Origin of the sequence: Prevotella pallens ATCC 700821 (assembly GCF_000220255.1) — a bacterium.
Classification (GTDB): domain Bacteria; phylum Bacteroidota; class Bacteroidia; order Bacteroidales; family Bacteroidaceae; genus Prevotella; species Prevotella pallens.
In genome coordinates this window covers 1,773,355-1,786,186 of sequence record NZ_GL982513.1, presented here as the reverse complement: position 1 = coordinate 1,786,186, position 12,832 = coordinate 1,773,355, and the positions used below count along the sequence as shown (strand labels likewise).

General features: G+C 33.6%; 13 protein-coding genes and 2 tRNA genes. 10 read left to right on the top strand and 5 right to left on the bottom strand.

Features of this window, described 5'->3' with window-relative positions; all coding sequences use genetic code 11:
* Window position 1: 1 nt before the first annotated feature.
* A complete protein-coding gene (locus HMPREF9144_RS06975; protein ID WP_006045221.1) occupies window positions 2-634 on the bottom strand; it encodes a DUF4230 domain-containing protein in 633 nt (210 codons plus the stop codon).
* Window positions 627-1,313: a DUF4230 domain-containing protein gene (locus HMPREF9144_RS06970; RefSeq protein WP_006045220.1), complete on the bottom strand. Its 687-nt coding sequence runs from the start codon at window positions 1,311-1,313 to the stop codon at window positions 627-629. The genes HMPREF9144_RS06975 and HMPREF9144_RS06970 overlap by 8 nt, the downstream gene beginning before the upstream one ends.
* Before the next feature lie 195 nt (window positions 1,314-1,508).
* On the opposite strand from HMPREF9144_RS06970, the gene HMPREF9144_RS06965 reads away from it, so the two are divergent.
* The gene (locus HMPREF9144_RS06965) at window positions 1,509-2,132 is read left to right on the top strand and encodes a hypothetical protein (protein ID WP_249031142.1); all 624 of its coding nucleotides are present in this window, start codon (window positions 1,509-1,511) and stop codon (window positions 2,130-2,132) included.
* Between the two features lie 427 nt (window positions 2,133-2,559).
* Here HMPREF9144_RS06965 and HMPREF9144_RS06960 read toward each other — a convergent pair.
* From HMPREF9144_RS06960 to HMPREF9144_RS06950, 3 genes are all read right to left on the bottom strand, one after another.
* Window positions 2,560-2,641, bottom strand: a tRNA-Tyr gene (locus HMPREF9144_RS06960).
* A gap of 7 nt (window positions 2,642-2,648) precedes the next feature.
* Window positions 2,649-2,723 (bottom strand) — tRNA-Val (locus HMPREF9144_RS06955).
* 487 nt (window positions 2,724-3,210) lie between these two features.
* Window positions 3,211-4,092, bottom strand: a complete 882-nt coding sequence (locus HMPREF9144_RS06950; protein WP_006045216.1) for a DUF4339 domain-containing protein — start codon at window positions 4,090-4,092, stop codon at window positions 3,211-3,213.
* 218 nt (window positions 4,093-4,310) lie between these two features.
* Here HMPREF9144_RS06950 and ffh point away from each other — a divergent pair, with 218 nt between their 5' ends.
* From ffh to HMPREF9144_RS06905, 9 genes are all read left to right on the top strand, one after another.
* The gene (ffh, locus tag HMPREF9144_RS06945) at window positions 4,311-5,663 is read left to right on the top strand and encodes a signal recognition particle protein (RefSeq protein WP_006045215.1); all 1,353 of its coding nucleotides are present in this window, start codon (window positions 4,311-4,313) and stop codon (window positions 5,661-5,663) included.
* A 40-nt stretch (window positions 5,664-5,703) separates the two neighbouring features.
* On the top strand, window positions 5,704-6,588 hold the full coding sequence (folD, locus tag HMPREF9144_RS06940) for a bifunctional methylenetetrahydrofolate dehydrogenase/methenyltetrahydrofolate cyclohydrolase FolD (RefSeq protein WP_006045214.1): 885 nt from the start codon (window positions 5,704-5,706) through the stop codon (window positions 6,586-6,588).
* 118 nt (window positions 6,589-6,706) lie between these two features.
* On the top strand, window positions 6,707-6,886 hold the full coding sequence (locus HMPREF9144_RS06935) for a tetratricopeptide repeat protein (RefSeq protein WP_006045213.1): 180 nt from the start codon (window positions 6,707-6,709) through the stop codon (window positions 6,884-6,886).
* Between the two features lie 13 nt (window positions 6,887-6,899).
* Window positions 6,900-7,133 (top strand): 4Fe-4S dicluster domain-containing protein, encoded by a 234-nt coding sequence (locus HMPREF9144_RS06930; RefSeq protein ID WP_006045212.1) that lies wholly within the window; start codon window positions 6,900-6,902, stop codon window positions 7,131-7,133.
* A 2-nt stretch (window positions 7,134-7,135) separates the two neighbouring features.
* The gene (locus HMPREF9144_RS06925; RefSeq protein WP_006045211.1) at window positions 7,136-8,221 is read left to right on the top strand and encodes a 3-methyl-2-oxobutanoate dehydrogenase subunit VorB; all 1,086 of its coding nucleotides are present in this window, start codon (window positions 7,136-7,138) and stop codon (window positions 8,219-8,221) included.
* Window positions 8,222-8,238: 17 nt separating this feature from the next.
* Complete coding sequence (locus HMPREF9144_RS06920; protein WP_006045210.1) at window positions 8,239-9,009, top strand: thiamine pyrophosphate-dependent enzyme; 771 nt, start codon at window positions 8,239-8,241, stop codon at window positions 9,007-9,009.
* A 22-nt stretch (window positions 9,010-9,031) separates the two neighbouring features.
* Window positions 9,032-9,577, top strand: a complete 546-nt coding sequence (locus tag HMPREF9144_RS06915; protein WP_006045209.1) for a 2-oxoacid:ferredoxin oxidoreductase subunit gamma family protein — start codon at window positions 9,032-9,034, stop codon at window positions 9,575-9,577.
* A gap of 777 nt (window positions 9,578-10,354) precedes the next feature.
* Window positions 10,355-11,506: an OmpA family protein gene (locus HMPREF9144_RS06910; protein ID WP_006045208.1), complete on the top strand. Its 1,152-nt coding sequence runs from the start codon at window positions 10,355-10,357 to the stop codon at window positions 11,504-11,506.
* Between the two features lie 427 nt (window positions 11,507-11,933).
* Window positions 11,934-12,704, top strand: a complete 771-nt coding sequence (locus HMPREF9144_RS06905; protein ID WP_040595413.1) for an acyl-[acyl-carrier-protein] thioesterase — start codon at window positions 11,934-11,936, stop codon at window positions 12,702-12,704.
* The last annotated feature ends 128 nt before the right edge of the window (window positions 12,705-12,832 follow it).

The window sequence follows — 12,832 nt, the reverse complement described above, 5'->3', positions numbered from 1 at the left end:
GCTATTTTGTTTTGCTTCTTTTTTCAAATTCCACTCTAACATTTTTGTATCCCATTGCCTTTAGCATTTTTTCGAATTGTTGTTGCGCATTGTTTTCTGCTGTGGCAATATTCTCTTTAGTGAAACAACGTTTTAGCATTTTTTTGTAAGCAATGTTGTATAGTTTCTCTTTATCATCAGCCGACCATGACCCACTTTCGAAAAACGATTGCGTGCGTGCCTCGTCTATGAAATTACGGTCCAGTAATTCAACATTAGGCAATGTAGCAACAACAATAGAGTCGTTCTCCACATGAAGCCATTGTGGTTTAGCTTTGTGTAAGTCTATTCCTAAACGTAATGTTCCATAATAAATACGAACCAATTCGCGATCTACAAAGATGCTTTTCCGTACCGTATCAACAAGTTCTTCGTCGTTGATTGCAAGAAATTCCCATTGTCCTATGCTCTGAATAGATTGAACTTGTTGTGGTGTAACATCTATTCGTTGGTCTACATTCACCGATACTGAATTTGTATTGGTAATCCATTTCACAAGAGCAATGCCAACTGCAATGAGCACTGCAATGCCAAGCACTTGTAACCAGAAGGTTTTAAATGTTCTCCCGGCAAACTTTTGTATCTCGTTACTCATCTTTCTTATTGTTCTGAATAGTTGAATTTTCAATAAATCGTGTAATATCAGCCATTGTAAACTGCTTTCGGAAACTAATAGTAATGTTTTCTTGCTTATACCCAAGCATTTTCAACATCGGAATTAGTTGTTTTGCAGCACTCTCTTGCGCATGTTCTATAATACCCATCTGTCCGATAGAATTAATAATCTGCTTTCTGCCTTGTCGTTCGTAGTTTGTTAGTTCAGCATCGGTAAAGTTATGGCGCATAAACGGCACAAACTCTTTCATTCCTTTGTGGTCTATCTTTGTACTGGTAAGAACAATACGAGGATCGGGCAGAATAATCGTAATTTTCCCATTACCCTCTTTCTTTACGTTCTCTTCGTTAAAGTCAGAGAAATCTATATATGCCTTTACAACAGCATCGAGTGGTATTGCAACACGCCGGTCGCCAAATGGAAGATTTATAGAAAACTTCTTGTTAAAGAATGTTCCTTCTGCTTTAACTTCGTCGGTGTGCGTTATAATTTTGTGTATTCTATATTCTGAAGTGTACAAACGAGAGCTTTTTTGCACCCGTTCTACCAACATCGGAATTGTATCTATTGCTTTAGAAGCATCTGGTGTTTCGCTTTTCTTGCCGCACGACATTAGCAAGAATACTGTTAAAATGAGATATGCTAAGCTACTTTTCATAACTGTTAGTTTAGTGGTGCAAAGTTACTATATTTTTGTTGTATAAGCAAATAAAACAATTTGTTTGCTTGCCAAAGGCTATTAATATGGAAATAAAAATGTAGAATAATAAAATATTCAACTTGGTTTATAATCTTCTCCATCTTTTTTCACTATATTTGCAGGCATAATTACAAACTTATGTTTATGAATAATATGAAAGAAGCAACAACCGATGCTATGAAAGAAACAGCAGGCGAAGTTGTAAACGAAAAGGAGAAAGCGACAACCGAAAACATTGAAACAATAAAAAAAACGATGGAGAATACTGATGGTATTGACCCTAAATTGCCACGTTTTTTAGCAATTTGGTCAGGTTTTTGCATTGTTCTGTATGCATTGGGCTATTTTGTAGGCTCTTGGATAGTTTATTTGTATTGTGCTGCACCTTTAATTGCGTGGTGTACATTTGGTTTTACCTTCATTCGAAAGAAGAAAAGACTTGCGACTTACAATTTTATAGAACGTAGATTATTAACAGTATGGACATTTGTTGCTTTTGTAACAGCTATCTATGTTGTTTCTTTGAAAAGTGGACTTAGTAATTTTGTACCATTCTTATTGAGTCTACTAAGCATTGCCTTTTCTAGTATATGTATGAAAATGGTAGAACGAACAAATAACACTAGTGTTAGTACATATTTAGTATTCACATTTTATCCGCTCTTAAACTTAATAAACGGAGATTATGATTTAACTTTAACAGGTAAAATTATATTACCTTTATTCTTACTTAGCGTACTTACAGATGGCTTAGTAAGTAGAGATAATGTCTCCTAAGAAAAACTAAGACTATAAGCTATGAAACTGTACTTATATTCATTCTTTCTGAAATAAGTACTAGCTTTCTACTCTCAATTATAGCAACTAATAAGGAAACAACATTTCTTTATCTTTGCAAATATAATGGTGCTACGACAACGAAATGAATAAGCAGTTAGAATCTTTGTCAGCTGTACACATAACATACAATGTGAGATTATAACTGCTTTGTGAAAACATTTTTACTATAAAATAATAGTTTTGAGTAATCTTAAAAAGAAAGCTCAAAACTATTATTATATTTCATAGAATTTTTAATTATAAATTCAGAATTTGTAATTACATTTTTTAATTTTCTAATAATAAATTCTGGAGTTATAATAATAATCTTCCTAATTGGCATAAAAAAAGCACCTCCGATGTGGAGATGCTTTCTTTTTTGTTGTGGGTAGTGATGGATTCGAACCACCGAAGCTAGAAGCAGCAGATTTACAGTCTGCCCCATTTGGCCACTCTGGAAACTACCCTTTAATGTGGGCGTTGACGGATTCGAACCGCCGACCCTCTGCTTGTAAGGCAGATGCTCTAAACCAACTGAGCTAAACGCCCTTGCTTTTCTTGTAAGCGGTTGCAAAAGTAAGTATATTATTTTAAACTTACAAGTTTTATCAAACTTTTTTCAAACGTAGTATTTAGAACTCTCTATACACCTTATATATAATATAACGATTCTGTTTAAGTTTAACCTAAATTGGTTATTAAACTGTAACATAGTTGTATTTTGTTTATACCATAATGTTTCTGTAAGACAGTTTGCCTTTCTAATTTTTTATTTCATCTATAGATGTATTATAAAACCAATAAAGCAATTTTATAATAAAACAAAACAACAAAGTTCTTGCAACTTGTTTAGGCTTAACGATATGTTACAAAAAGAAATCAACCGATTTATCTAAATAGGTAAATCGGTTGATTTCTTTATTGTGTGGTAAATAAAATATATTCTGTTCTCTTTAGAAATCTACACCAGCTATTTATATTATTGTTGGGAGAAGTCTTACTTACTGATATGTTTTTTCGAATTTATATTTTCGCTTTAAATAGAATCTTTTGGTAGTGTAGATTTACTATTCGAAGATTTTTGTCCAGAAGATAAACCTATACCATCAAGTATTTCGTCTACAACCGAACCAGCCATCTCTTTTACTTTATCTTGTGCAGGGCCAATAACTTTCTCTTTCAAGAGTTTTTCCGTTTCTTTTTGGAAGTCAGATTGAACATCTATTTTTGTTTTCTTGTAATATTTCTCTGCAGCCAACCTTAGTTGGTCTTTATTTAGTGTAAATATGTGGTTGAGTATGCCCACCGAAACAATATAACTTTTTCCGGCAATATTTATTTTTCCTACCGAACCAACAAAGTAGTTATCAACACTCACTAAGTTGTCCATAGCGCCACTTATAATTCTTTTTGTAAACACATCGTTAAATGTTTGCAATGTTTTTGAAGTTAATTCATCGGTAGAATCATTAACAGCCGAAGTAGTAATGTCGTTTATAGTAGAAGTTACAACATCAGACAATACACGTTTATGTTCATCGGCAGAAGGGCACGTGAAAATTAAGAGAAAAATAAGTGCCACAAATGCAATAAGAAAACCAATAAAGCAACCATAATGTTTTTTAGGTTTCTCTTGAATAGGTCTTTCTATGTATACATTTTCTATTGGTTGTGCTTCTACATGAGGAATATCGTTAAAAGGCGTACCAGTTACAACAGAATCATTCCCTAATTTATTGGTTTTGTCATTTTTGTTCGCCATTAAAATAGGACGCAATTCGTCTATTTGCCATGCAGGTTGCCATTCATTTGAATTTGAAGCCATCAACAATGTGGTAGCTTCTATTTTGCGTTCAGCAAGTTCTTTTAAATTATATGGACCTTGTTTTTTGTTATCAACGTTAATATAATATTCCATTTCTTTCAATCTTATTATTTTGTTAAAACTTATAAGTTGCGAAATTATATATTATTTTTAGATAGACAAAATTTTTGCTAGCTTTTTATCTGTTAATGATTTTCATTAGATTATAAAAACTATGAACCACAAAAAAAATACATTTTTTCTTTGTCATTATTTGTCTTATTTATTATCTTTGCATATATTTATTTCGAAAAGAACACATATATAACATAATGTTTGAGAATTTAAGCGATAGACTTGAGCGCTCCTTTAAAATATTAAAGGGAGAGGGAAAGATTACAGAAATAAACGTAGCAGAAACGTTGAAAGATGTTCGTCGTGCATTGTTAGATGCCGATGTCAATTATAAGGTTGCGAAATCATTTACCGATACTGTAAAGCAAAAAGCTTTAGGAATGAACGTTTTAACAGCCGTGAAGCCAGGACAGCTTATGGTGAAAATTGTTCATGATGAATTGGTAAAATTGATGGGTGGCGAATCAGTTGGTTTAAAATTAGAAAATAAACCAGCCATAATCTTAATGAGCGGATTGCAAGGTTCTGGTAAAACAACGTTTTCTGGTAAATTAGCCAATCTGTTAAAAACAAAAGAACATAAAAAACCATTGCTTGTAGCTTGCGATGTATATCGTCCTGCAGCTATTCAACAATTAAAAGTTGTAGGCGAATCGGTAGATGTTCCCGTATATAGCGAACCCGATAGCAAAAATGTAAATGCTATTGCCGAGAACGCTATAAAAGAAGCAAAATCTAATGGAAACGATGTAGTAATTATAGATACTGCTGGACGCTTAGCTGTTGATGCAGAAATGATGGACGAAATAGAAAGTCTGAAAAAGCATGTAAATCCCGACGAGGTTTTATTTGTTGTAGACTCTATGACAGGTCAAGATGCAGTAAACACAGCAAAAGAATTTAACGACAGATTAGACTTTGATGGTGTTGTATTAACCAAACTCGATGGCGATACACGTGGTGGTGCTGCATTATCAATTCGAACAGTTGTAACCAAACCTATAAAGTTTATTGGTACAGGAGAGAAAATGGACGCATTAGATGTGTTCCATCCTGCAAGAATGGCTGATCGTATATTGGGAATGGGCGATGTTGTTTCGCTTGTAGAACGTGCCCAAGAGCAATTCGATGAAGAAGAAGCAAAAAGGCTTCAAAAGAAAATACAAAAAAATAAATTCGATTTCAACGATTTCTACAACCAAATACAGCAAATCAAAAAAATGGGAAATCTAAAAGATCTTGCTGCAATGATTCCTGGTGTAGGAAAAGCTATACGCGATGTTGATATTGACGATAATGCTTTTAAAGGAATAGAAGCAATTATACAAAGTATGACGCCAAAGGAGAGAACTAATCCGGAAATATTAAATAACTCTCGACGTCAGCGTATTGCAAAAGGGTCAGGTACCAATATACAAGAGGTAAATAGACTCATAAAGCAATTCGAGCAGACACGTAAAATGATGAAAATGGTTACGGGGTCTAAAATGGCAGGAATGATGGGTAAAATGAAAAATATGCCAGGAATGCCAAAGATGCCTAAACTATAGTTCAAAAAGAATAATATAATAAAACCTACATTCAAGCCTTATGAATTATAAACTTATTGATGGAAAAGCTACCGCAACAGCTATTAAAAAAGAAATTGCGGAAGAAGTACGTAAAATTGTAGAAGTTGGAGGAAAACGACCACATCTTGCAGCTGTACTTGTTGGACACGATGGCGGGAGTGAAACTTATGTAAAAAATAAAGTGTTAGCTTGTGAGGCTTGTGGCTTTAAATCTTCGCTAATTCGCTTTGAAAGCGATGTTACAGAAGAAGAACTGCTCGCATGTGTAGATAAACTAAATAAAGACGATGATGTAGACGGCTTTATAATGCAACTTCCATTGCCCAAACATATAGACGAACAAAAAATAATAATGGCAGTTGACTATCGTAAAGATGTAGATGGCTTTCACCCAATAAATGTTGGACGAATGTCTATTGGTTTACCATGCTTCATATCAGCAACACCATTAGGAATGTTAACTTTACTCCAACATTATAATATTCCAACATCAGGAAAGAAATGTGTTATTCTTGGCAGAAGTAATATTGTTGGTAAACCAATGGCACAACTAATGATGCAAAAACAATTTGGTGATGCAACTGTTACAGTGTGTCATTCTCATTCAAAGACTTTGAAAGAAGAATGTTTGGCTGCCGATATTATAATTGCAGCTATCGGAAAACCTGAATTTGTTACGGCAGATATGGTAAAAGAAGGTGCCGTTATACTAGATGTAGGCACAACTAGAGTTCCAGATTCATCTCGACCAAGTGGATTCAAATTAACAGGAGATGTAAAATTCGACGAAGTTGCACCTAAATGTTCTTATATAACACCCGTTCCTGGTGGAGTAGGTCCTATGACAATATGTTCTTTAATGAAGAATACACTGGCAGCAGGAAAAAAAGAATACTATAAATAAGAATTATTCTGATAAAATTGATATCACAAAATTGATATCATAAAAAATAAAAACAACGCGAATAGATTTTCACCTAATAATTTATTACAAAATAACTATAAACGAAAGGAGGACTATTATGACTGCGGAAGAATTTTTCCGACAGGGCAATGAATTCAAAAAGAAAGGCGATTTAAAGAATGCAATGAATTGTTACCTAGAGGCAATAGAACTCGATCCAGAGTCTCCAGCCTTAGAGGCAAAGAAAATGTTAGAAGACATTTTCAATTTTTACAACAAGGACGCTTATAATCCTTAAAAATACAAAAACAATGAGCAAGATTAAAGGAGCAATTGTCGTAAACACAGATAGATGTAAAGGCTGCCAATTGTGTATTGTTGCCTGCCCTAAAGATGTGATTGACATGGCTCAAAAAAAAGTAAATGTACACGGATATACATACGTAGAACCTGCACACGCTGATTTATGTATTGGTTGTGCAGCATGTGCAACTGTATGTCCTGATGGTTGTATTACCGTATACAAAAAAAGAGTGGAGGAATAAGAATGGCAGAAAAAGAAGTAACATTAATGAAAGGCAACGAAGCTATTGCTCACGCTGCTATACGTTGTGGTGCAGATGGATATTTCGGCTATCCTATTACTCCACAAAGTGAAATAATAGAAACATTAGCATTATTAAAACCATGGGAAACAACTGGTATGGTTGTTTTGCAAGCAGAAAGCGAAACTTCTTCTATTAATATGATTTATGGAGGAGCTGGTGCTGGAAAAAGAGTTTTAACTTCTTCTTCTTCTCCTGGTGTAGCTTTAATGCAAGAGGGAATAAGTTATATGGCAGGTGCCGAACTTCCAGGTGTTTTTGTAAATGTACAACGCGGAGGACCTGGATTAGGAACAATACAACCTAGTCAGAGTGATTATTTCCAAGCAACAAGAGGAGGTGGTAATGGAGATTATAACGTTATAGTTTTAGCTCCTAATTCTGTTCAGGAAATGGCAGATTTTGTAGATTTAGCTTTTGAATTAGCATTTAAATATCGTAATCCTGCTATGATTCTTTCTGATGGTGTAATTGGCCAGATGATGGAAAAAGTAGTTTTACCTCCTATGAAACCTCGTCGTACAGAAGAAGAAGTTGAAAAAGAATGTCCATGGGCTAGTATGGGACGTAAAGGTGGACGTGTTCCAAATATCATTACATCACTTGAATTGAAATCTGAAGTAATGGAAAAAAGAAACTTACACCTACAAGAAAAATACACAAAAATAAAAGAAACGGAGACACGTTTCGAAATAAGCCAATGTGAAGATGCAGATTATGTGATTGTAAGTTTTGGTAGTGCATCTCGTATTGGAGAAAAAGCTATGGAATTAGCACGCGAACAAGGTCTGAAGGTCGGTTTATTCCGCCCAATAACTCTGTGGCCATTCCCAAGTAAAGAGCTTGTTGAAATCTCTAAAGGAAAGAAAGGTATATTGGTAAGTGAGATTAATGCTGGACAAATGGTCCAAGATGTTAGACTTGCTATAGATGGTACTCTACCAGTTGAACATTTTGGAAGATTAGGTGGTATTGTTCCAGAGCCAGAAGAGATAGTTAAAGCACTAAAAGATAAACTTGTAAAATAAAAACGGAGGAATGCCTAATGGCAGAAAATAATATAATTTCACCAGAAAATTTGGTATACGAAAAACCAAAACTAATGAACGATACGACAATGCATTATTGTCCTGGTTGTTCACATGGTGTTGTGCATAAACTCGTAGCAGAGGTTATTGCCGATATGGGTATGGACGAAAAAACAATTGGTGTGTGTCCTGTAGGTTGTGCTGTTTTTGCTTATCGTTACCTTGATATTGACTGGCAAGAAGCCGCACATGGAAGAGCACCAGCAGTAGCTACAGCTATAAAACGACTTTGGCCAGACCGTTTGGTCTTTACTTATCAAGGAGATGGAGACTTAGCTTGTATAGGAACTGCAGAAACTATTCATGCTCTTAATAGAGGAGAAAATATAACTATCATATTCATTAATAATGCTATTTATGGAATGACAGGAGGACAAATGGCTCCTACGACATTGTTAGGGCAAAAAACGGCAACTTGTCCTTTTGGTCGAGTTCCAGATATTCATGGTTATCCACTTAATATGACAGATCTGGCAAGTCGATTAGATGGAACTTGTTATGTTACTCGTCAGAGTGTTGATACAGTCGCATCTATTAATAAAGCAAAAAAAGCAATTCGAAAAGCATTTACAGCAAGTATGCAAGGTAAAGGCAGTTCTCTTATTGAAATTGTGGCAACTTGTAATAGTGGTTGGAAACTTAGCCCAGTGAAAGCTAATGAATGGATGCGTGAAAATATGTTCCCACATTATCAAAAGGGAGATCTTAAAGATGAAACGGGAATGTAAACTAATTTAAAGCATTCACAATATGAAGAAAGAAATAATAATTAGTGGTTTTGGAGGACAAGGCGTCCTCTCTATGGGAAAAATATTAGCTTACTCAGGTTTAATGGAAGATAAGGAAGTAACGTGGATGCCTGCTTATGGACCAGAACAACGTGGTGGAACAGCTAATGTTACAGTAATTGTAAGCGATGAACGCATATCTTCTCCTATATTAAGTAAGTATGATGTTGCAATTGTGTTAAATCAACCTTCGCTCGAAAAGTTTGAGCCAAAACTTAAGCCAGGTGGAATACTTATATATGATGGATTTGGAATAAACACACCACCTGTTCGTTCTGATATTAAGATTTATCGTATTGATGCAATGAATAAAGCTGCTGAGATGAAGAATTCTAAAGTATTTAATATGATAGTGCTCGGCGGATTACTAAAGGTTTGTCCTGTTGTAAGTTTAGAAGGATTAAATAAAGCTTTATTTAAGACTTTGCCTGAACGTCATCATCATTTAATTCCTTTGAATATGGAGGCTGTAGAAGCTGGTGGTAATATTATTCAGGAAATTAGATAAATAGCATAATTTCTAAGAATTATAAGAAAGAGGTTTGTAGAATGGTTACGAACCTCTTTTTTGTTAAAATGTAAATGAAGATACTGAGAACTATTTCTCAGAATCTTTTAAAGAACCAAATTCGCAGTAATCTAAAACAGATATTAGCCCCCAACAATACTTCTTTTAATTGGAAATAGACCCTTTGTTTTTAATTTAAATGCAGCTAAATTTTAATTACAAAATGAAAAACTGTAATTATAATTTTTAATTTTCTTATTATAAATTCTGCTAAACCTCCTTTCTTTGCTCTTGATTTTTCCTTTTCCTACTTTTACTAGACACCTTTTTTTATATTTGGTAACTTTTGTAGATACTTTATTTGTTATAGGTGTTGGATAGTTGCATACAAGTGAACATATATGTAAGAATAATAGATTGGCTTTTCCAAATTTAGTTTACTCTTTTTTATTATATCAGCAAAAAACATAGATGATTAAATGAATGTAAACTGATAAATATTTTCAGCATCTCTTTTTCTATATAAGATAGGAGCGTGTAACTTTATTGATGCAACTATATTTTATTAGTATTATAAACAATAGAAACAACTTATTTTAAAACTCTAAAATGGGTAAAATAATATGTTTCTTGGCAATTTGACCATATAAAACATAAAAAAAAGACCTTTTTACACACTTTTCGGGAAAAATATTTGGTCATCTGCATATTTTTCTATTACTTTGCACCGTAATATAAAATTTTTATTTAAAAGGGTATTAATAAATTTTCAGAGAAATGAAAAAGTTAGGTTTATTGTTCGCTGCCTCAATATTCGCAGCATCTGCATCTGCTCAGACAGTTGCAGAAAGTAAGACTTTCGACAACATTTACATTGGTATTAATGGTGGTGTTGCTACTAAAACAACAGGTCACAAATGGTTAAGCGATCTTAATGCAAATGCAGGTCTTCGTCTTGGTCGTTATTTTACTCCAGTATTCGGTTTAGCAGTTGAGGGTAACGCTTATTTCTCAAACAAACCTTGGTATTCAACAGGTACTGTTGTACGTGCTACAAATGTTAGCTTACTCGGTACAGTAAATTTGAGCAATTGGTTTGGTGGTTATAAAGGTGAGCCTCGTGCTTTTGAAGTTAGCGCTCTTTATGGTCTTGGTTGGATGCATATATTCACAAACAACGATATGTTTGAGAAGGCAACAGAAAATCAACGTAATCGTATGACATCTAAAGCTGCTCTTAATTTCGCATTCAATTTCGGTGCTGAAAAACAATGGCAGTTCTATGTTGAGCCATCTATCAACTTTGCATTCTTAGGCAAGTCTCATTCAAAGAATATTACTGTTAATCCATCAGGTACATTCAATTATAACGACTACAATGTTGGTTATGATTACAAGACTGCAGCACAAGATGGTCAACCAGCTTACAACATCAACAATTCATTCGTTCAATTGAACGCTGGTATCATTTACAAGTTTGCAAACTCTAATGGAACTCACAACTTCACAATTGTAACTCCACGCGATCAAGCTGAAATTGATGCACTTAATGCACAAATCAACGAACTTCGCAACCGTAAACCAGAAGTTATCACTAAGGAAGTTGAAGTTGTTAAGGAAGTACCTTCAGTTAAAGTTAAGGAATTCACAGTTTCTGACCTCGTATTCGTAACATTTGCTCAAGGTAAGTACAATCTTACAAGAGAAGCAAAAGCTGCTCTCGATAACATTAAGGAAGGTAGCCATGTTCAAGTTGTTGGTACTGCTTCTCCAGAAGGTTCTGCAGCATTCAACCAGAAGTTATCTGAAAACCGCGCAACAGCAGTTGCAAATTACCTTTCTGGTCGTGGCGTAATTGTAGACGAAGCTACTGGTAAGGGTGTTCAAGGTGTAACTTCTAACCGTCTTGCAGTTGTTTACGTAAAATAAAAAATAAATAGAATAATTAAATTTTAGATTACACAATTAATCCTCAGTACGAAAGTACTGGGGATTTTTGTTTTACATAGTGAGTAATAAAATTATCTAAACTATGTATAACCTTGGTTGCGATTAAAGTCTCTAAAATTTTATAATTATAAAAGATAATTTTGTAATTATAAAATAAGATTTTATTATTATATTTTTATTGAAATCAAATCATATTTTTGCAGTCTTTTATTTAGTACAAATATATTTTTCATAGAATCATCTTCTCTATTTTTTCTATATTTTCTATTCTGGTGCGATTCATAATCTCGTTTAAATAGGTTGTTTTAAATTTTCCGTATAAAACGAAATTAATATATACGCTATGCAAATTTTCATAAGAATATCGTTATTTTTGCAAGAGTATATAATTAATCGTATATCGGATATGAATAACTTACCAAAGATAGGCAAATATAATTTTGTTGCAGAGCCATTTCATTGTGATTTCACAAAGCATTTATTTATCGGGCATTTAGGAAATAATCTTCTGAATGCTGCAGACTTTCATAGTAATGATAGAGGATATGGGGTAAACTATTTGAACTCTGTAAATAAGACATGGGTGTTGAGTAGACTTTCTGTCGAGTTAGATAAAATTCCTGCTATTTATGAAGATTTTGTTGTAGAAACTTGGATAGATAGCGTGATGCGTTATTTTACCAACCGTAATTTCAAAATAACTAATAAAGATGGATATGTGTATGGATACGGAAAAAGCATTTGGGCAATGATAGATACAACAACTCGCCAGCCTGTAGATATTCTGAAAACAAGTAATGAAACAATTTCTGAATATTTAGAAGCCGACTATGCCAATCCCATAAAAAAATCTTCGAGGGTAAAATTAGATGATGATTTGAAGCTACAGCAATCAATACTTACAACTTATAGCGATATAGACATAAATGGGCATGTAAATTCTATAAAATATATTGAACATATATTAGATCTTTTCCCTATTGAGTACTATAAAAAATACCGAATTAAGAAGTTTGATATAGCCTATATAATGGAATCTCACAATAATGATAAGCTAAACTTTTATACCAATATAGATAGTATAAACGAATGTAATAATACAGTGTCTGTTAGAGTTACAAAATCGGGTTTTAAAGAGGAAAAAGAAGTGTGCCGATGTCAATTTTCATTCGGTTAAAAAAGTATTGAAAGTGAAGATAAATATAATAAACTTGTCGATATTTATTTGGAATGCATATATGCAAACGAGGAATGTGTGTTCACAAAAAGTCTTTCAATGAGTTTATTATAAAATAATGCGAAAAA